The following is a 19448-nucleotide window of genomic DNA, read 5'->3' on the forward strand; positions in this document are numbered from 1 at the left end:
ATGGGTCGAGTTTTTCGTCGATGCAATACTCGGCCTTTGGCGTGTGCCCAAACCTATTCCAATAAAAGGAGTCCCCCGTGAGCGAGCATCACTACTGCGAAGTCGCCGACCTGGCCGAAGCCCGATCGGAACTCGACGAAATCCGTCATCACCTCCACAAGCACCCCGAACTGTCGTACGAGGAAGCCGACACGTCGCGCTTCGTCGCCGACAAGCTCGAGTCCTGGGGCTACGAAGTCACGCGCCATGTGGGCGGGCACGGCGTCGTGGCGGCGCTCAAGGCGGGCACGAGCATGCGCACTGTAGGCGTGCGCGCCGACATGGACGCCCTGCCGATCCAGGAGTTGACCGGCCTCGATTACGCCAGCGTCCACGCGGGCAAGATGCACGCGTGCGGCCACGACGGCCACACGACCGTGCTGCTCGGCGCAGCGCGCCAGCTCGCCAGAACGCGCAATTTCGACGGCACCGTCCACCTGATCTTCCAGCCCGCCGAAGAAGCCGGCTCGGACAGCGGCGCCGAGCGCATGATCGCCGACGGCCTGTTCGAGCGTTTCCCCTGCGAAGCCATCTTCGGGCTGCACAACCATCCGGGCGTGCCCACCGGCACGTTCGGCTTTCGCGCAGGCCCGCTCATGGCCGCGTGCGACACCGTCAAGCTGCGCGTTCACGGCAAGGGCGGGCATGCCGCGCGCCCGCATCTGGCCGTCGATCCGGTGCTCGTGGGCAGCAGCATCGTGATGGCCCTGCAGTCGGTGGTGTCGCGCAACGTCGATCCCAACGAAGCCGCGGTCGTGACCGTTGGCGCGTTCCGTTCGGGCCACGCGCCGAACGTGATTCCCGAAGACGCCGTGCTCGAAATGAGCGTGCGCTCGTTCTCGCCCGAGGTGCGCGCGACGCTCGAAGCGCGCATCCGCGCGCTCGTGCAGGCGCAGGCGCAAAGCTACGGCGCGACGGTGGACATCGAATTCATCCGCGGCTATCCGGTACTGATCAACAGCGAAGCCGAAACCGAATTCGCACGTCAGGTCGCCGAGGAGCTGGTCGGGCCGGAGCACGTCATCGCACCGTTCCCGCCGATCGCCGGCAGCGAGGACTTCGCGTACTACCTGCAGCAGCGGCCCGGTTGTTTCGTACGCCTTGGCAATGGCGAAGGCCGGCCGATGCTGCACAACGCGCGCTACGACTTCAACGACGAGAACCTGACCGTCGGCGCGGCGTTCTGGACGCGCCTCGTCGAACGCTTCCTCAGCAAGGACCGTGCATGAACGCCGCCACCGAACCGCTCCTGGAAGCGGCCGAAGAAGCGACGCTCTCGCCGGGCTATCAGCGCAAGATCGTCCTCGCGGCGGTGATCGGCAACCTGCTCGAATTCTTCGACTTCACCGTCTATAGCTATTTCGCGCTCACGATCGGCCATCAGTTCTTTCCGGCCGACAGCCAGGTCACGTCGCTCCTGCTCGCGTTCGCGGTGTTCGCCGTGGGCTTCGTGATGCGCCCGCTCGGCGGCATCGTGCTCGGCCGCTACGCGGACCGCGCGGGCCGCAAGCCGGCGCTCACGCTCACCATCCTGCTGATGGCGGTGGGTTCCGCGTCGATCGGTCTGGCGCCCACCTATGCGCAGATCGGCCTTGCCGCGCCACTGTTGATCGTTGTCGCCCGCCTCGTGCAGGGGTTCGCGCAAGGCGGCGAGTTCGGCGCGGCCACCGCCACCCTCCTCGAAATGGGCGGCCAGGCGAGCCGCGGCTTTCGCGCGAGCTGGCAGCTCGCGAGCCAGGGCGCGGCGGCGCTGCTCGGCTCGGGCCTCGCGGCGAGCCTCGGCTTTCTGCTCTCCGCGGAAACGATGCATAGCTGGGGCTGGCGCATTCCGTTCCTGCTCGGCACGCTCATCGCGCCGGTCGGCATCTATCTGCGCCGGCACATTCGCGAAGAGCCGCCGGCGCAGCGCGTGGTCGCGGACCGCAACGACCCGAAGCGCGGCCTGTACGTGCGCAACTGGTTTCTCACGATCTTCGCGATCATGGGCATGTCGGTTTCGACGTACGTGATGATGTACTACATGCCGACCTACTGCATCCAGTACCTGGGACTGCCACCCAAAATGTCGATCCTCGCGGGCGTGGCGTCCAGCACGATCTCGCTCGTGATGTGCCCGATCTACGGCGCGTGGTCGGACCGCATGGGACGCCGCAAGCCGCTCACGGTGACCGGTCGCGTCGCGCTGATCCTGCTGCTCTATCCGGCGTTCTGGCTCATGACGCACTTTCCGTCGCTGCCGGTCGTGCTCGCCGCGCTCGTCGTGCTCATGCTCTGCTATACGATGGGCTCCGCACCCGCTTACGCGCTGATGCCGGAAAACTTTCCGAAACATCTGCGCGCAGGCTATATGTCGAGCGCGTACGCGATTGCGGTATCGGTGTTCGGCGGTACGGCCCAGCTCGTGGCCGGCTGGCTCATCCATGTGACCGGCAACAAGATGGCGCCCGCTTGGTACATGATCGGCTGCGTGCTGATTTCGCTCATCGCCGTTTCGATGTTCGAGGAAACCGGCAACAAGCAGATCGACTGACCGGTCGATTGAAAAACTTGCAGCTTTGAAAAAGGGCGGGTGAACGCAGTTTGCGTCGCCCGCCCTTCGCGCTACATCCCCGATTCTTCTTCAATAATTAGTTTAACTACACACCCCGTCTCTTACTGGCTCCCCTGCGAGCCGCCGCCAGGCTGCGTGCTCATCCCGCCATTGCCGTAACCATTGTCGTTGTTATACGGCATGGTCTGGCGGGTTCCCGGTGCGGGCGCAGGCGCCGCGCCAGTCCCCGTTCCCTGGCCGCCGCCCGTCGCCGTGGTGCCAGGTGCGCCGTAGCCGCTGTTTTCATATCGGGTGCCTGCGGCACTTCCCGGCGGGCGCGCCGTGTTGACGCCCGCCGCGCCTGTCGTGCCGCCGCCTGCGCCTACGCCATTGCTACCGCCGCCGGCTCCACCTGCCCCTCCGCCAGCGCTCTGCGCGAGCGCCGCTGCCGAACACGTTGCGATGACGATTCCAGCCAGCAATTGTTTGATCGATCCATTCATTTCGCTCTCCTTGAGTGTTGTGGATGGAACTGCTGCGTGGCGAACCGGTGGCCGCGCCACGCTTGCCTCTTGTTCCGCAAACGCCATGCCACCGGCGAGAGGAGCCCGGCTGCGCGCCATTTGCGCCTGTTTGCGTTTCCCGCGCCGCGCGGCATCCGCCTTGCTGCGGTTGAGAACGGTTTCAATCGATCTTTCAACGGTCTCAGACGGTCTCAAACGAGGAGGAAATTGCAATGGCCAACATGCTCGATAACTGCAAGGTCGCAATCCTTGCCATGGACGGATTCGAGGAAGTCGAACTTACCGAGCCGCGCCGCGCATTGAAGGAAGCGGGGGCGCAGGTGGACGTGATCTCGCAGAAAAGCGGTGAAATTCAGGGCTTTCGTCACGTCGACAAGGGCAGCAAGATCAAGGTGGACCGCACTTTCGGCAGCGCGAAGGCCGATGACTACGACGCCGTCGTGTTGCCGGGCGGCGTGGTGAACTCAGACGCCATCCGGCTGATTCCGGAAGCCCAGGCGTTCGTGCGCGCGGCCAACGACGCGCACAAGACCATTGCCGTGATCTGCCATGGCGGTTGGCTGCCGGTCTCGGCCGGTATCGTCGAGGGGCACACCATGACCAGCTGGCCTTCGCTGCAGGACGATATCCGCAATGCGGGCGGCAAGTGGGTCGACGAGACCATGGTCCACGACGGCAACTTCATCACGAGCCGCAAGCCCGACGATCTGCCCGCCTTCAACGCGGAGATCATCTCCACGCTTTCCGCGGCGGCGGGCACGGCATGACGGCGCGGGCCGACGTCATGCTCATAGCGCCACCTGCACACCCAGTTCGACCACATGCGCGGGAGCCAGACCGTAGTACTCGGCGCTCGACGTGCAGTGATACGACATGAACGCGAAGAGCCGCGCGCGCCAGCGGCTCACGTCCTGCTGGGCGTGCCCGCGCAGCACCTCGTCGCGCGGCAAATAGAAGGTGGTTTGCTTCGGGTCGAAACGCCAGTCGCCCAAGCGGCCCTGCAACGCGGCCAGCAGGCGCGGCAGGTTGGGCCGCTCGACAAAGCCATGATGCGCGACGATCTCCCAGCAGCCCGCGCCGAGGTCGCGCGCTTCGATGCGCGTCTCATCGTCCGCCTGCGGTGCGGACTCCGAAACATTGGCGAACACGATCACCGTGCGATGCAGGACATAATTGTGACGCACGTTGCTCACGAGCGCGGCCGGCGTCATGCCGGGGGCGTTGCCCGGATAAACGGCCGTGCCCGGTACACGGGGCAGCTTCGGATCGGCCGCGCAGATGCCACGCAGAAAGTCGTCCACCGACTCGCCGCGCGCCGCATGGCGTGCCTCCAGTTCGCGGCCCCGGTTCCAGGTACTCATCGTGATGAACAGCAACGCGCCCACGGAAACCGGAAACCAGCCGCCCGTGGGAATTTTCGGCAGGTTCGCGGCCAGCAGCATGCCGTCCACGATCAGCAGCGGCACACACGCGAGCCACGTGGCGATGCGCGGCCAGCCCCATACTTCGCGGCACACGGACAGCATCTGCATCGACGTGGTCACCATCGTCATCGCCACGGCGAGGCCATACGCGGACGTAAGCCGCTCGGAGCTGCGAAAGAACAGCACGAGAAACACCACGGCCACGAGCAAGCCCGCGTTGATCGCCGGAACATAGATCTGGCCGCGCCGCGTGCTCGAGGTTTCGATCGTGCGCATGCGCGGCAGGAAGCCCAGCTCGATGGCCTGGCTCGTCATCGAAAACGCGCCCGAGATCACCGCCTGCGAGGCGATGATGGTGGCGAGCATGGCGATGCCGACCGCCGGAATGAGCGCCCAATGCGGCACCGAGCGAAAGAACGGCTGGCTGGCGCCGCCCGGCTCGAACAGCACGGTCGCGGCCTGGCCGAAATAGCCCGCGACGATCGCGGGCAGCACGACGCCAAAGAACGCAATGCGGATGGAGCGCGTGCCGAAATGGCCGATGTCGGCGTAGAGCGCCTCGGCGCCCGTCAACGCGAGAATCACGGCGGCGAGCACGCTGAACGCGAGGCCGGGTTGCGTGAGCGCGAGCCGCACGGCCCAGACCGGCGACGCCGCGGCGAGAATCGCCGGATCGAGCACGATGTGATAAACGCCCACCGCACCGAGGCTCAGGAACCAGAGCGCCATGACGGGCCCGAACGTGCGCCCGACCACGGCGGTGCCGCGCGACTGGAACAGGAAGAGCGCCACGAGAATCGCCAATGAAACCGGCAACACGGCGCTGCCGAATGCGGGATTGATTTCCTTGAGCCCTTCCACCGCGGAGAGCACGGAAATGGCGGGCGTGATCATCGAGTCGCCGTAGAACATCGCCGCGCCGACGAGCCCCGCGAGCACGAGCAGACGCGGCGCGGGCCGCCCCGCCTTCGCGAACCCGGCGCGCACGAGCGCCGTGAGCGCGACGATGCCGCCCTCGCCTTCGTTGTCGGCGCGCATGACGAAAGAGGCGTATTTGAGCACCACGACGATCAGCACCGCCCACAGGATCATGGAGAGCACGCCCATCACCACCGGTTGCGCCGTGGAATGTGCCGTCTGCACGGCTTCGCGCAGCGCATAGATCGGGCTCGTGCCGATGTCGCCGAAGACCACGCCGAGCGCGCCGAGCACCAGCGCGCGCTGGCCAGCGTCGTTGTCCTGCTTGCGCGCCCGCTCTTTCGGCGCGTTTCCGGGCGGGTTGAGGCGTTCCTGAAGCATGGCTGCGCGGCGATCGTGGAGGCTTTGCCTTCACGCAATTGGCGTTCCTCTTGCGCCTCGGCGAGTCAAGGGTCGAACGGCAATTTCCCGGCCGCGTGGCGAACTTGCGTTATCCGCCGGGCGCGCCTATATTGAGTTCGAATGGTTGCGACTCGCAACCATTCGCATGAAGACCATAACGGAGACCATCATGGATTTTGTCGACGTGCCCGCGCAGCCCCGCGAGACGACCATCCTCGAGCTGCGCGAGTTCTCGCGGCGGCTGGTGCGCGAGCTGGGCTTCATGCGGACGACGCTCGCCGACAGCGATCTCGCCCCTTCCGCCGTGCACGCCATCATCGAGATCGGCGCGCAGCCGGGCATCAACGCGAGGGCGCTGGGCGACATCCTGCGGCTCGACAAGTCGAACACGAGCCGGCAAGTCGCGCGGCTCGAGGCGGCTGGCCTCGTCAAACGCAAGACCGCCGACGACGACGCGCGCTCGTCCGAGCTGACCCTGAGCGCGGCGGGCCAGAAGCTGCGCGCGAAGATCGACCGCTTCGCCACGGACCAGGTGTCGAACGCGCTGCGCAGGCTCGTTCCGGCCGACCAGCAGACGCTCGTGCGGGCGCTCGCGCTCTACGCCGACGCGCTCGCGCACAACAACCCCAACGAGACCAGCGCAACCGCGCCGGCGGCGGGCGTGCAGATCGTGGAAGGCTACCGGCCCGGCTGCATCGGCGACATTGCGAGCCTGCACGCGCGGTTCTACGCGGCGAACTGGGGCTTCGGCGCTTACTTCGAGAAGAAGGTAGCGACCGAACTCGCCGATTTCGCCGGCGCCTTGCCAGCCGTTGGCAAGGCGCTCTGGCTCGCGGTGGAGCGCGATCGCGTCCTGGCTTCGCTTGCCATCGACGGGAACGAGAGCGGCAACGCAGGCGTCGCCCACCTGCGCTGGTTCATCGTGGACGACTCACTGCGCGGCACCGGCGTCGGCAGGCAGCTGATGACGAACGCGATGCAGTTCGTCGATGCGCACTACACCGAGACTTACCTGTGGACCTTCAAGGGCCTCGACGCCGCGCGGCATCTGTACGAGTCGTTCGGCTTCCACCTCGCGGACGCGTCCGAAGGCGACCAGTGGGGCACGAAGGTCACGGAGCAGCGCTTCGTGCGGCGCCGCGCCGATTGACTCGCATCACACGGAGCTTGCCGGACACCCGCGCGTTTCCGGCATGCGCAGATACACGATCAGCGAAATCGCCGCGCAGGCCGTGACGTACCACCACGTGAGCGCGGACTTGCGCCCGTGGCGGTCGGCGTAGAAGCCCACGAGCCAGCTGCCGAGCGGCCTCGCCACGTAGCCCACGGCCGCGATGGCCGCCGTGTTCATGAGCTGCACGGTCGGCTTGTCGCTCGGGAAAAACGACTTCGCGAAGTAAATCGAAAAGATGCTGTACGCCAGAAAGTCGTACCACTCGATCAGGTTGCCGGCCAGGCCCCCGACGATCGAACGGATGCGTGGCCGTGCGCTCGGCACAGCGTGTGCTCCCACCGTCTGATTGTCGATTCGGACTCCGAAATCCGTGTCGTTCGACGTGCGTGTCTCCTCCTCTTGTTTTTCAAAATTCCGGGGTGTGGCGTTTAGTCTTTCGGTGCGTACTCGCGATCGAGCCGGTCGAAGAGCGGCTTGTTCACGAGGCGCTGGCGCTCGGCGAACGGCGCGACGATCGTCGCGTCTTCATCGAGGCGGCCATTCGCGCGCAATTGCCCGAGAGCACGCTGCATGCCGACCACGGCGCCCTGCAGCGCCGCGTTCGCGTACAGCACCAGCGCGTAGCCAAGGCCCGCCAGCGCTTCGCGCGACTGCACCGGCGTCTTGCCGCCAATCACGATGTTGATGAGTTGCGGCGCGTCGATGAGTTTGGGCAGCCGTTCGATGTCTTCGAGCCTTTCCGTGGCTTCGATGAAGAGAATGTCCGCGCCCGCCTCGATGAACGCGTGGCCGCGCGCGATCGCGTCTTCGATGCCGTGCACGGCGGCCGCGTCGGTGCGCGCCATGATGAGCAGGTTGCCGTCTTCGCGCGCGTCCACGGCCGCGCGGATCTTGCCCACCATCTCGCTCGCGCCGATCACTTCCTTGTTGGCGAAGTGGCCGCACTTCTTCGGCATCACCTGGTCTTCGAACTGGATCGCGTCGGCGCCGCTGCGCTCGAGCGTGCGCACGGTCTGGCGCACGTTGAGCGCGTTGCCGAAGCCGGTGTCGGCGTCGACGATGAGCGGCAGGTTGACCGCGTCGCGCACGCGCGCCGTGTGCTCGGCAATGTCGCTCAAGCCGATGAAGCCGAGATCGGGCAGGCCGAACGACATGTTGGTGACGCCCGCGCCCGTGAGGTACAGCCCCTCGAAGCCGGCGTCCTCGATCACGCGGGCGCTCATGGCGTTGAAGGCGCCCGGCACGAGCAGGCCGCGGCGGTCGTTGACCTTGGCGCGGAACGCGGCGCGGCGTGCGGCAGTGGAAGTGGTCATCGCGATGACTCCGTTCAGTGGGTTTTGAGATGGTTCGGACATGTGCACGATGTATGCCAACCAGCGGAAGCTGGGCGCAAGCCATATAAAACAATACTTTAGGCGGCCCATCGTACGACCGGCGTTTCATGCCACAATCTCTGGAACGTTTCATGAAACGTTCCAGAACGCCAATTTTCGTAGCGAGGACTCCGCCGTGCCTCCCCCCAGCCCGCCCCAGGGCGCCAGCCGCCCGAGCATCGCGCTCGTGAGCATCAGCCGCTTGCGCAATCTCTGCGAAACCGTGGCGCCGCGCTATGCCAGCGAGGCACGCTTCTTCAACGTGCGCGAAGGCTATGGCGACGCCGTCACGGCGCTGCAGCCCTATATCGAAGCCGGCACCGTGGACGTGGTGCTCGCCGCCGGCTCCAACGGCGCGTACCTGCGCGACAACCTGAGCGTGCCCGTGGTCATGGTCAAAGTGAACGGCTTCGACGTGCTGGCCGGCATCACGCACGCGAACGCCACCTGGCCCGGCGCGCCGATCGGGCTGATCCTGCACGAGAGCGTCTCGCACGAACTCGCCGACCTCGGCGCGTGGCTCAACCTGCGCCTTACGCAGCGCGCCTATCGCACGGTGGACGAAGTGCGCGATGCCGTCACGGTGCTCGCCGCCGAGGGCTGCCGCGTCATCATCGGCCCCGGCATGGCCTGCGATCTCGCCCAGGCCGCGGGGCTCGAAAGCGTGTTCCTCTACTCGCTGGGCGCGGTGCACGAGGCGTTCGAGCGCTCCGTGGAACTGGCGCGCGTGAGCCGCCAGAAGGAGTCCAAGCGCGTGCGCCTGAACACGATCGTTGCGCACCTGCGCGACGGCGTGGCCGCGTTCGACGCAGCCGGTCAGCTCGAAGCGGTCAATCCGGCCATGCTCGATCTGCTCGGTCTCGACCGCGCGCGCGATGTGAGCGCGCAACTGGTCCGCTCGGTGGGCCCGTTGCTGCACGAAGTGGCCGGCGGCGATGCGGCAGTCGATGAACGCATCGAGCAGATCGGCGGGCGCTCGCTGATCGTGAGCTGCGTGCCGATCGTCGAACAAGGCGCGCGCTCGGGCGCGGTGGTCACGGCGCAGGATGCGCTGGTCGCGCAGCGCATCGACCGGTCGCTACGCACGACCCAGCGGCCGCGGCACCTCGTGGCCCGCTACGAACTTGACGACCTGGTCGGCGTTGCGCCCGCCATGGCGCGCGTCCGCCGCCTCGCGGCCATGAGCGCCGCCCACGACGCCACCGTGCTCCTCACGGGCGAAAGCGGCACGGGCAAGGAACTCGTCGCGCAGGGCATCCACAACGCGAGCCGGCGGCGCGGCAATCCATTCGTCGCCTTCAACTGCGCGGCGCTGCCCGAGGGGCTGATCGAGAGCGAGCTGTTCGGCCACGAGGAAGGCGCGTTTACAGGCGCGCGGCGCGGCGGCAAGCCTGGCCTCGTCGAAATCGCGCATACGGGCACGATCTTTCTCGACGAAATCGGCGAGATGCCGCCCGCGCTGCAAAGCCGCCTGCTGCGTGTGCTCCAGGAGCGCGAGGTGATGAAGCTGGGCGCCAGCCGCGCCACGCCCGTGGACGTGCGCGTGATCGCCGCGACGCACCGCGACTTGCGCGCGCTGGTGCAGGAAGGCGTATTCCGCGCCGATCTGTATTTCCGGCTCAATCTGCTGCATATTCCGTTGCCGGCCTTGCGGGAGCGCCGCGAGGACATCGCTGCGCTCGCGCGCCATCTGCTCGAACGCATGGCCGATCGCTACGCCCTGCGCGCCGCCGCGATCGAGCGCGTGCTCATGCTGTTCGCGCCGTACTTCTCGAGCTATGCGTGGCCGGGGAATGTTCGCGAACTCGAAAATCTGCTCGCGCGCGCGGCCATCTTCCTCGCCGACGAAACCGGCGGCACGCACGGCGATAGTTCGCTATACGATGTATTTCCGGAGTTCGCGCAAAGCGACGCAGCGAGCCAGTCGCCGCGGCACGCGGCGACCGCCTCGAATGACGCGCGGCGCGACGACGCCACGCCGGTCACACGGGATGACGTCGAGCGCGCGCTCGCCGCGAACGGCGGCAATCGTGCCGCTGCCAGCCGCGCGCTCGGCATAGGCCGCACGACGCTGTGGCGCTTGATGAAGGGCGCCTGAGCGCACGGAGTATCATCACAACCTCCACGATGCGTCGATTGAAGGCGCATAGAACCTGCCGCGGAACCTCCCATCGTGAACTATTTCAACGTCCTGCTCGCGCTTTCGGGCGTCCTGCTGCTGAGCGTCGCCAGCCCCGGGCCGAACTTCGTCATCGTCACCTCCACGGCGGTGGCCTCGCGGCGCGCGGGCCTCGCGACCGGCCTCGGCCTCGCCGCCGCCTCCGGCACGTGGGCATGGATCGCCATCGCAGGCCTGAGCCTGATCGTCACTCATGTGACCTGGATCGGCACCGGGCTGCGCATCGCAGGCGCGGCTTATCTGATCTGGCTCGGCGCGAAAATGCTCCTCACGGCGCGCCAGCCCTTGCAGGTTGCGGCGCAGGCGGGCGCATCGGGCTGGGCCGCCGCGAAGAAGGGCTACGTCGTCAGCATGACGAATCCCAAGGCCATTGCGTTCTACGGCAGCATCTTCGCGTTGATGGTGCCCGCTGCCGCGCCGCGCTGGCTCGAAGTGGCGGTCGTCGTAATCGCCATTCTCATTTCATGCGCCTGGTATTGCTCGATGGCCCTGCTCGCCTCGCATCCCACCGTGCGCCAGTTCCTCGTCCGGCGCAAAGCCGCGCTCGACTCGGTGGTAGGCGTCGTGCTGATCGGACTCGGCGGGCGCATGCTCGCAGGCCGCTGAGCCCGGTCACGCGGCCATGAGCGGGCGCCTGGCCTGGCGATGGCTGCGTGCCGCGCCGCTGGTGTCGGCATTGACACTGGCGTTCGTGCTCGCGGCGGCGTCCTCGCTGGCTCACGCGCAAAGCACGCCCAGGGTCGTCGACATTCCTACCCGGCCCGGCGTCACCCAGCGCTTTCTCTTCATTGCGCCGGCAGCGCCAAAGGCGGTCGCGATTCTTTACGCGGGCGGGCACGGCGGCCTGCAACTCGACCCGCAGGGAAGCTTCGGCTGGGGCGCCAACAATTTTCTCGTGCGCAGCCGCATGCTGTTCGTGAACGACGGCGTGGCCGTGGCGGTCATCGACGCACCGAGCGACCGGCAAGCGCCGCCCTACCTCGACGGCTTTCGCTTCACGCCCGAACATGCCGCGGACGCCCGCGCCGTGATTGCATGGTTGCGCGGACAACTGCACGTGCCGGTCTGGCTCGTCGGCACGAGCCGCGGCACGCAGTCGGTCGCGGCCATCGCCATTGCGCTCGCGAAAGACGACGCAAGCCACGATGCAGGCCCGGACGGCATCGTGCTCACCTCGACCATCCTGCGCGAAAACCGGGGCGGCGACCCGGTCACGGGCATGAACCTCGCCGCGCTCAAGATTCCCGTGCTCGTGGTCCACAACAAGGACGACGCCTGCAAGGTGTGCCCGGTAGCCGAAACGGACACCCTCATGCAAAAGCTCACGCAAGCGCCGAGAACGAAGCTGACGCTCGTCTCCGGCGGCGCCTCGCGGGGCGACCCGTGCGGGGCGTTCGCGTATCACGGCTTTAACGGCATCGAAAGCGACGTCGTGCACGGCATCACGGCGTGGATGCTTGCGCCGTAGCGGGTTTGCTGCTTGCGGCACACCGGCCGTGCGGCGCGCCGGCAAATGGCGCTCGCCACGCGAGCTCGCCCACGCGCCGCTCATTGCGAGCGCGTCGCGGTATTTCGCAGGACTAACCGCCCTTCCTTTTCACCGGCGCGCTGTTGTGCCCGAACGACCCCGGCGGCTCCGCCCGGCCGTGGTGGCCGAGCGGCACCTCTGCGGTCTGCTCCGGATGCGGGCCGCCCTCGCGCGGCATGAACTCGGGCCGCGACTCCGGTTGATCGAAGCTGCCCGGCGCACCCCGTGCGGGTTTCTCCTGCGCCGGTTGCTTGCCGGCGGCGAGTTCGTCGCCGGTTTTGCTGGCCTCGTCCGGCCTGGGGTGTTGTGGCGAAAGACCCATACTCGGCTCCTTAAGGGGCGTGGATGCGAGGCATCCTGTTCACTCTTTCGGACCGCTCGCCGGTGCCGCTTGCGCGCCGGCTGGCGCCGACATCTGGCTACCCGGAGAATTCTGGGTTTGCGGGCGCGCACCTTCGTCCGCACGTTTGCAGGCCGTACAGCCGAGCGCCAGCGCGGCCGCGCCGAGCAGCCACAAACGCGGCCAGGAGCGGGCGCGCGGCCTTGCCAGATTGGCAGCCGATTTCGCAGTGCTTTTCATCCGATCCCTCCCTTGCGCGCGCCAATTGCAAATCCGCGCGCCACGCTTGTAATTCTTCTACCCCGTTCCCCGTCTCTCCGATCTTTCACTTTGGCGCTGGCGCGCTCCGTCTCGCGCCGGCCCTGCGCCCATCCTTCATTCCCGATAGGCCGCCATCACGATCCACATGTCGCGCTCGCCGTTGCTCACTTCAGCAGCCAGCGCATAGCGGTCGTGCGGGCTGCAGGCGTTCTGCAGCGCCTTGCGCGCCTGTTCCGTGTTGTCGTAATCGCGCTTTTCCAGCGGACGCACTTCGTTGCGTCCCTCGAACATCTTCTGGTCCTTGCGGTAGATAAGCGTTTCGGTTTTCCATTCGCGAAAACATTCCCGGACATGCTGGAAATCGCCTCCGCAGACGTTCACTTCGTAGCGTGGAGTTGACTTCATGATCGACTGCCTCCCTTGCCGGTTCGACGCGCACCTGCCGTTTTCCCTCACGCCGCGCGTGCACACCCGCGAGGCCGCATAGGGCGTGCCGGATCTGACCTTACCGTGCGGGCGGTATTGCATTTGCGCAGCGGGTGAATCGTCTGATGGGAAAGGAGGAGTCATGAGCACGAGCCACCATCCAGCTACGCGGCGCAAGGGCGGCCGCCCCGCGCGGCAGCGTCATGCCCACGCGAGCGCCGCAAAAGGTCACACGAAAAGCGCTGCGGGCGGCGCCACGAACAAATGGTCGAAGCATGTGAACGAGACGAGCGACGCCATGGACATCGAGTCCGGCGTATTCAGGTCCGGCAGCGCCGAAGCGATCGCCCGTTCGCTCAAGGAATCGTCGCTGCACAGCCGGCGGCGCAAGGGCACGCCGTTCCAGTCGGCCATGTCGATGCTGAACTTCTACATCAATCGCGCGGGTAGAAATCTGCCCAAATCGCGGCGCGACACGCTCGTGAAAGCCAAGGGAAAGCTGCGGGAAGCGTTTGGCCGCAAGCCCTGAGGGAAAATTCCAGGCTTTTTCACGGTGGCATCGGCTCTGCGGCTCAACTCTTATATAAGACATAAGACATTTGACGTTATATCGTATTGCGCTTAAAATCCCGCTCAAAGCAGTGCCTGGAAAAGCCTCGGAGTGCCTGAAAAGCCTTCGCCTTCAAACGCAATACCAGTAGGTCCCCCAATGCTTGAAAACTTTCGCGCTCACGTAGCCGCACGCGCCGCGCTCGGCATTCCCCCCCTGCCGCTCACGGCTCAGCAGACCGCCGAACTGGTGGAACTGCTGACGAATCCTCCCGCTGGCGAAGAGCAGACGCTGCTCGACCTGATCACCAACCGCGTGCCCGCAGGCGTCGACGAAGCCGCCCGCGTGAAGGCCGGGTTCCTGGCCGCCGTGGCCAAGGGCGAAACCGCCTGCGCGCTGATCTCGCGCGCTCGCGCCACCGAACTGCTCGGCACGATGCTGGGCGGCTACAACATCGCCCCGCTGATCGCCCTGCTCTCCGACGCCGAAGTGGGCACCGTGGCTGCCGACGCGCTGAAGAAAACCCTGCTGATGTTCGACCAGTTCCACGACGTCAAGGAACTGGCCGACAACGGCAACGCCAACGCCCGTGCCGTGCTGCAAAGCTGGGCCGACGCCGAATGGTTCACGAGCCGTCCGGAAGTGCCGCAAAGCCTGACCATCACCGTGTTCAAGGTGACGGGCGAAACCAACACCGACGACCTCTCGCCGGCCCCGGACGCGACCACCCGCCCGGACATCCCGCTGCACGCGCTGGCGATGCTGAAGAACGCGCGTCCCGGCATCACGCCGGAAGAAGACGGCAAGCGCGGCCCGGTCAAGTTCATCGAATCACTGAAGGAAAAGGGTCACCTGGTCGCCTATGTGGGCGACGTGGTCGGCACCGGCTCCTCGCGCAAGTCGGCCACCAACTCGGTGCTGTGGTTCACGGGCGAAGACATCCCCTTCATCCCGAACAAGCGCTTCGGCGGCGTGTGCCTCGGCGGCAAGATCGCCCCGATCTTCTACAACACGATGGAAGACGCCGGCGCGCTGCCGATCGAACTCGACGTGTCGCAGATGGAAATGGGCGACGTGGTCGAACTGCGCCCGTACGAAGGCAAGGCCCTGAAGAACGGCGCAGTCATCGCCGAATTCCAGGTCAAGTCCGACGTGCTGTTCGACGAAGTGCGCGCCGGCGGCCGCATTCCGCTCATCATCGGCCGCGGCCTGACGGCCAAGGCGCGTGAAGCGCTGGGCCTCGCCCCGTCGACGCTGTTCCGCCTGCCGCAGCAGCCGGCCGACAGCGGCAAGGGTTTCTCGCTGGCGCAGAAGATGGTTGGCCGCGCGTGCGGTCTGCCGGAAGGCCAGGGCGTGCGCCCGGGCACGTACTGCGAACCGAAGATGACCTCGGTCGGCTCGCAGGACACCACGGGCCCCATGACCCGCGACGAACTGAAGGACCTGGCGTGCCTGGGCTTCTCGGCCGACCTCGTCATGCAGTCGTTCTGCCACACCGCCGCTTATCCGAAGCCGGTGGACGTGAAGACGCACCAGACGCTGCCGAACTTCATCAGCAACCGTGGCGGCATCGCGCTGCGTCCGGGCGACGGCGTGATCCACTCGTGGCTGAACCGCATGCTGCTGCCCGACACCGTCGGCACCGGCGGCGACTCGCACACGCGCTTCCCGATCGGCATCAGCTTCCCGGCAGGCTCGGGTCTGGTCGCCTTCGCGGCCGCCACTGGCACGATGCCGCTGGACATGCCGGAATCGGTGCTCGTGCGCTTCAAGGGCAAGATGCAGCCGGGCGTCACGCTGCGCGACCTCGTCAACGCGATCCCGCTGTGGGCGATCAAGCAAGGCTCGCTGACGGTCGCCAAGCAAGGCAAGAAGAACATTTTCTCGGGCCGCATTCTCGAAATCGAAGGCCTGCCCGACCTGAAGGTCGAGCAAGCGTTCGAACTGTCGGACGCATCGGCAGAGCGTTCGGCCGCCGGTTGCACGGTGCACCTGAACAAGGAACCGATCATCGAATACCTCAACAGCAACATCACGCTGCTGAAGTGGATGATCGCGCAGGGCTACCAGGACCCGCGCAGCCTGCAGCGCCGTATCAAGGCGATGGAAGCATGGCTGGCCGATCCGCAACTGCTCCAACCGGATGCGGATGCCGAGTACGCCGCCGTCATCGAGATCGACCTCGCCGACGTGCATGAGCCGATCGTGGCCTGCCCGAACGATCCGGACGACGTGAAGACGCTGTCGGACGTCGCCGGCGCCAAGATCGACGAAGTGTTCATCGGCTCGTGCATGACCAACATCGGTCACTTCCGTGCCGCGTCGAAGCTGCTCGAAGGCAAGCGCGACATTCCGGTCAAGCTGTGGGTCGCGCCGCCGACCAAGATGGACCAGAAGCAGCTGACCGAAGAAGGCCACTACGGCGTGTTCGGCACGGCTGGCGCGCGTACCGAAATGCCGGGCTGCTCGCTGTGCATGGGCAACCAGGCACAGGTGCGCGAAGGCGCAACGGTCATGTCGACTTCGACACGTAACTTCCCGAACCGCCTGGGCAAGAACACGAACGTGTACCTCGGCTCGGCGGAACTGGCGGCGATCTGCTCGCGTCTGGGCAAGATCCCGACCAAGGAAGAGTACATGGCCGATATGGGCGTGCTCAACGCCAACGGCGACAAGATCTATCAGTACATGAACTTCGACCAGATCGCCGACTTCAAGGAAGTGGCCGACACGGTGACGATGTAAGTGTGATGCTGGAGTACGGCGCGGGGTTTGGGTTGTAGATCCGCGCCGTAGCACCAGACAGTGGCGCCGCAGGCTGAATGCCTGCGGCGCCATTTTTTTTGGATCCCCGAGGTCCTGCGTTATGAGCCGCGGTCGAGCGAGCTGTTTCCGGAAGCGATGACTGCCCGGACGACCAGCATGATGCGTTCGAACCGCGCGCCGGGCCGGATTCGGCCTGCGCGTTCGAGTTCGGCGAGCCCATGCAGGGCCGCCCAAAAGGTCTCCGTGACGTTCTCGACATCGACGCAGAACGGCGCGACGACGGATGCGAGCGCTTCGAAACCGGCCCGCAGTTCCGGCCGCGTTTCGGCGTCGGCAAACCGCAGATTGGTCGGAAGCGTGAACATCGCCTCGTAGAGCGCGGGACACCGTGCTGCGAAGCCGAGATAGGCCACGGCGACATTCTCGACGGCGTTTTCTTGCCCCGCCGCTCCATGCGCCGCTTCCCGCAGCGCTACCGTGAGTTCCTGAAAGCCCTCGAGAGCAACGGCTGAGACGATCGCGTCCCGGTTCTCGAAATGCGAGTAGAGGACCGGCTGGCTATATTCGATCTCTTCGGCGAGGCGGCGAACCGTGACGGCATCCCAGCCTTCGCGCTCCGCGATCACGCGCGCTGCCGCGACGATGCGGGACTCGCGCTCGGCCCGCTGCCTGCCTTTGCGCTCGGCAATACTCAACTTGTCCTCTCCCTGACCCCGATGGTCCACATGGCCTGCGATGATACGGAAGCTTGAAAATCTAGCAATGCTAGATTATATTCCGCCACTACACCATGAAGCATAGGACTCTGCGATGCATTGGCTTTCGTTCGGACTGGCGCTGTTTCTCGCCCTCGCGATTATCGCGATCGGCACCCAATATCTCGTGAGGCCGATGACTGCGACACGCAGTTTCGGTCTGCCGCTTCCAGAAAACGGCGCCAACACCGCCTGGTGGCTTCGCCTCAAGGGCGTGCGCGACATTGCGTCGGGATTGGCGGTCCTGGCGTTCATGGTGTGGGGCACGCCGCTCGGGATCGGCATCGTCCTGCTCGTGGAAGCCGTCATCCCGGTTGGCGACATGCTGCTGATTCTTGCCGCGAAGGGCTCCGCCAAAAGCGCCTTCGGCATGCATGGCGCGACGGCCGTGCTGATGGTCTGCACCGCGATTTCGACGATGATGGGAGGGCGCTGAGATGGTCCATACGCTTTCGATCTGGCTGCTCGCCGCCGGCTTCTTCGGCGCAGGTCTCTTCAACGCGATCGGCACGCCCGCGTCGCAAGGCGATTACGCCCGGTGGGGTTACCCGCGCTGGTGGGGTCGTTTGACCGGCGCACTGGAGATGTTGTCCGCCGTTCTGATCGCGCTGCCGGCGACTCGCATGATTGGCCTGGCGCTCGGGGCGCTCATCATTGCAGCTGCGGTGTTGACCGTTCTGCGTCACCGCGACTTCTCGCACCTTGTGCCGCTGGGTGTGTTTGTCGCTGTGATCGCGATCGCAGGAATCTCCGCTTGAAAGGGCCGCGCGCTGATCTGCACATCCTGCACAATCAGCGCGCGAATGCCAACGCGGCGTATTCAGCCATTCCCGCCGTGAAAGAGCGTCAGTCTGTTCGTCACCGAAGTCACACCCTGCACCGAGCGCGCAACGTCTTCCGCCTGGCGGATCTGGTCGCCAGTGCGAACCGTGCCGCTGAGCGTCACCGCGCCGCTGCGCGCGCGCACGAAAACGCCGGAAACGTTGAATCCCTGTGCCCTCGACAGTGCGCGCCGCACGGCACGGGCGAGTGCGCGGTCCGCCTTCTTCTCGCTGGGCGCCGCCTGGGTCGTGGCCGGTGCCATCGACGCGTCCGTCGGCGCATTTGCCGATTGGGCATGCGCCATGCCAGCGGCGGTCAACAGAAAAGACGCAAACACGGCGCATCGCAGATTCGATTTCATGACCCACTCCTGACAGTGCCGCGCAGGGACGCGCAGGCCGCGACCCATATTGCACCACCATGCGAACACCCGCTCCGAAGGCGCTCGCATCGCGCCGCCGCACTACACGGCCGCGGATGCCGCCGCCACGCCCAGAAAGGTCTGCACGATTCCTCGCTTGCGCTGGCTGTGCAGGCAGGCCACCGAATCGATATTGCAGCCGCGCAGTTCCGCCACCGGGATGGCAACGCAACGCGCGCCTTCGGGAATCTCGCGTTCGAGCACGAATCCGATGCCGAGGCCTTGCCGGACGGCTTCCAGAACGGCCTCGCGACTTCCCAGTTTCAGCGCCGTGCGCAGCGACATTCCCGCACGCCGCAAGGCTTCGTCGACCAGTCGCTGGGTGTTGGAACCCGCCTCCCGGCGAATCACCGCATACGCCCCGAGATCGCCGAGGGACGCGCTTTCGGCCGCGGCAAGCGGATGATGCTCCGGCACGAGCACCCGCATGTCCTGGCGCGCGACGGGGATCGACGCCACTCGGGCATCGCTCCTGGCATTGCCGACGACCACCGCGTCGACCCGATACGCGAGCAGATCGTCCCAGACCTCGCGCTGGCTTCCGAACGAGACCGAAATTTCGATATCGGGGTATTGCGCGCGAAAGGCGGCCACTACCTGAAGCACCACCTGTGGCCCGTCGGCGGCGAGTTTGAGGCTGCCGTGCCGGAAGCTCGTCGCCCGGCTCACCATGTCCTCGATCTGCTCTTCCGCCGCAAACATCTGCCGGGTCAGTTCAAAGAGCGGCTTCGCAGCATCGGTTGGATGCACGCCCTCATTCGTGCGGATGAATAGTGCCTGCTTGCAATCCTCTTCGAGATTGCGGATCTGGGCCGTGATGGCCGGTTGCGTCAGTCCGAGCAGATTCGCCGCCTTCGAAAAGCTGCCCTCGCGCACGACCGCATCGAATGCCCTGAGCTGGAAATAGCGCATCGCCACGTCGAATCTCACCCTATAAATCTCAATGCGAAAATATAGCATCGGTATTAATTTGACTGTCAACGGGTACGCGCTCTAAGCTCGGTGCCGTTGCGGTA

Annotated in this window: 19 protein-coding genes and 1 pseudogene; 11 read left to right on the plus strand and 9 right to left on the minus strand. The window is 66.0% G+C overall.

Annotation, left to right across the window (positions count from 1 at the left end; all coding sequences use genetic code 11):
• The first annotated feature begins 77 nt into the window (after positions 1 to 77).
• A complete protein-coding gene (locus tag AB4Y44_RS06940; RefSeq protein WP_342924513.1) occupies positions 78 to 1268 on the plus strand; it encodes a M20 aminoacylase family protein in 1191 nt (396 codons plus the stop codon).
• Positions 1265 to 2569: an MFS transporter gene (locus AB4Y44_RS06945; protein ID WP_368699063.1), complete on the plus strand. Its 1305-nt coding sequence runs from the start codon at positions 1265 to 1267 to the stop codon at positions 2567 to 2569. The genes AB4Y44_RS06940 and AB4Y44_RS06945 overlap by 4 nt, the downstream gene beginning before the upstream one ends.
• 122 nt (positions 2570 to 2691) lie before the next feature.
• Here the strand turns inward: AB4Y44_RS06945 and AB4Y44_RS06950 are convergent, their stop codons facing one another.
• A complete protein-coding gene (locus AB4Y44_RS06950; RefSeq protein ID WP_342924515.1) occupies positions 2692 to 3072 on the minus strand; it encodes a hypothetical protein in 381 nt (126 codons plus the stop codon).
• 233 nt (positions 3073 to 3305) lie between these two features.
• Here AB4Y44_RS06950 and AB4Y44_RS06955 point away from each other — a divergent pair, with 233 nt between their 5' ends.
• The gene (locus AB4Y44_RS06955; protein WP_342924516.1) at positions 3306 to 3860 is read left to right on the plus strand and encodes a type 1 glutamine amidotransferase domain-containing protein; all 555 of its coding nucleotides are present in this window, start codon (positions 3306 to 3308) and stop codon (positions 3858 to 3860) included.
• Between the two features lie 21 nt (positions 3861 to 3881).
• On the opposite strand, the gene AB4Y44_RS06960 is transcribed toward AB4Y44_RS06955, so the two are convergent.
• The gene (locus tag AB4Y44_RS06960) at positions 3882 to 5816 is read right to left on the minus strand and encodes a potassium transporter Kup (protein ID WP_368699064.1); all 1935 of its coding nucleotides are present in this window, start codon (positions 5814 to 5816) and stop codon (positions 3882 to 3884) included.
• A gap of 190 nt (positions 5817 to 6006) precedes the next feature.
• Here AB4Y44_RS06960 and AB4Y44_RS06965 point away from each other — a divergent pair, with 190 nt between their 5' ends.
• Positions 6007 to 6987: a GNAT family N-acetyltransferase gene (locus AB4Y44_RS06965; RefSeq protein ID WP_368699065.1), complete on the plus strand. Its 981-nt coding sequence runs from the start codon at positions 6007 to 6009 to the stop codon at positions 6985 to 6987.
• A 99-nt stretch (positions 6988 to 7086) separates the two neighbouring features.
• Here AB4Y44_RS06965 and AB4Y44_RS06970 read toward each other — a convergent pair.
• Both AB4Y44_RS06970 and AB4Y44_RS06975 read right to left on the minus strand, forming a co-directional pair.
• Positions 7087 to 7365 (minus strand): annotated as a pseudogene (locus AB4Y44_RS06970) (alpha-ketoglutarate transporter); the annotation flags it as partial.
• A gap of 74 nt (positions 7366 to 7439) precedes the next feature.
• Complete coding sequence (locus AB4Y44_RS06975) at positions 7440 to 8324, minus strand: oxaloacetate decarboxylase (RefSeq protein WP_368699066.1); 885 nt, start codon at positions 8322 to 8324, stop codon at positions 7440 to 7442.
• 196 nt (positions 8325 to 8520) lie between these two features.
• On the opposite strand from AB4Y44_RS06975, the gene prpR reads away from it, so the two are divergent.
• From prpR to AB4Y44_RS06990, 3 genes are all read left to right on the plus strand, one after another.
• Positions 8521 to 10482 (plus strand): propionate catabolism operon regulatory protein PrpR, encoded by a 1962-nt coding sequence (gene prpR / locus AB4Y44_RS06980; protein WP_342924520.1) that lies wholly within the window; start codon positions 8521 to 8523, stop codon positions 10480 to 10482.
• A gap of 72 nt (positions 10483 to 10554) precedes the next feature.
• Positions 10555 to 11169, plus strand: a complete 615-nt coding sequence (locus tag AB4Y44_RS06985) for a LysE family transporter (protein WP_342924557.1) — start codon at positions 10555 to 10557, stop codon at positions 11167 to 11169.
• A gap of 16 nt (positions 11170 to 11185) precedes the next feature.
• Positions 11186 to 12031: an alpha/beta hydrolase gene (locus tag AB4Y44_RS06990; RefSeq protein WP_342924521.1), complete on the plus strand. Its 846-nt coding sequence runs from the start codon at positions 11186 to 11188 to the stop codon at positions 12029 to 12031.
• A gap of 112 nt (positions 12032 to 12143) precedes the next feature.
• Here the strand turns inward: AB4Y44_RS06990 and AB4Y44_RS06995 are convergent, their stop codons facing one another.
• Both AB4Y44_RS06995 and AB4Y44_RS07000 read right to left on the minus strand, forming a co-directional pair.
• Positions 12144 to 12413, minus strand: a complete 270-nt coding sequence (locus AB4Y44_RS06995; protein WP_342924522.1) for a hypothetical protein — start codon at positions 12411 to 12413, stop codon at positions 12144 to 12146.
• Positions 12414 to 12806: 393 nt separating this feature from the next.
• Positions 12807 to 13097, minus strand: coding sequence for a hypothetical protein (locus AB4Y44_RS07000; protein ID WP_342924523.1), 291 nt, complete (start codon positions 13095 to 13097; stop codon positions 12807 to 12809).
• A gap of 163 nt (positions 13098 to 13260) precedes the next feature.
• Between AB4Y44_RS07000 and AB4Y44_RS07005 the strand changes: the two genes are divergently transcribed.
• Both AB4Y44_RS07005 and acnB read left to right on the plus strand, forming a co-directional pair.
• Positions 13261 to 13647, plus strand: a complete 387-nt coding sequence (locus AB4Y44_RS07005) for a DUF3175 domain-containing protein (protein WP_342924524.1) — start codon at positions 13261 to 13263, stop codon at positions 13645 to 13647.
• Between the two features lie 180 nt (positions 13648 to 13827).
• Complete coding sequence (gene acnB, locus AB4Y44_RS07010) at positions 13828 to 16413, plus strand: bifunctional aconitate hydratase 2/2-methylisocitrate dehydratase (RefSeq protein WP_342924525.1); 2586 nt, start codon at positions 13828 to 13830, stop codon at positions 16411 to 16413.
• 119 nt (positions 16414 to 16532) lie between these two features.
• Here the strand turns inward: acnB and AB4Y44_RS07015 are convergent, their stop codons facing one another.
• Positions 16533 to 17129: a TetR/AcrR family transcriptional regulator gene (locus AB4Y44_RS07015; RefSeq protein WP_342924526.1), complete on the minus strand. Its 597-nt coding sequence runs from the start codon at positions 17127 to 17129 to the stop codon at positions 16533 to 16535.
• A gap of 115 nt (positions 17130 to 17244) precedes the next feature.
• Here AB4Y44_RS07015 and AB4Y44_RS07020 point away from each other — a divergent pair, with 115 nt between their 5' ends.
• On the plus strand, positions 17245 to 17625 hold the full coding sequence (locus AB4Y44_RS07020) for a DUF4267 domain-containing protein (RefSeq protein WP_368699067.1): 381 nt from the start codon (positions 17245 to 17247) through the stop codon (positions 17623 to 17625).
• A 1-nt stretch (position 17626) separates the two neighbouring features.
• Positions 17627 to 17947 carry a DoxX family protein gene (locus AB4Y44_RS07025; RefSeq protein WP_342924528.1) on the plus strand — a complete coding sequence of 107 codons (321 nt, stop codon included), beginning with the start codon at positions 17627 to 17629 and terminating at the stop codon, positions 17945 to 17947.
• 62 nt (positions 17948 to 18009) lie between these two features.
• Here AB4Y44_RS07025 and AB4Y44_RS07030 read toward each other — a convergent pair whose 3' ends face one another.
• Both AB4Y44_RS07030 and AB4Y44_RS07035 read right to left on the minus strand, forming a co-directional pair.
• Positions 18010 to 18372, minus strand: a complete 363-nt coding sequence (locus tag AB4Y44_RS07030) for a BON domain-containing protein (protein ID WP_342924529.1) — start codon at positions 18370 to 18372, stop codon at positions 18010 to 18012.
• 102 nt (positions 18373 to 18474) lie between these two features.
• Positions 18475 to 19392 (minus strand): LysR substrate-binding domain-containing protein, encoded by a 918-nt coding sequence (locus AB4Y44_RS07035; RefSeq protein ID WP_368699068.1) that lies wholly within the window; start codon positions 19390 to 19392, stop codon positions 18475 to 18477.
• Positions 19393 to 19448: the final 56 nt, after the last annotated feature.

Source organism: Paraburkholderia sp. BR10937 (genome assembly GCF_040965695.1).
Lineage (GTDB): Bacteria > Pseudomonadota > Gammaproteobacteria > Burkholderiales > Burkholderiaceae > Paraburkholderia.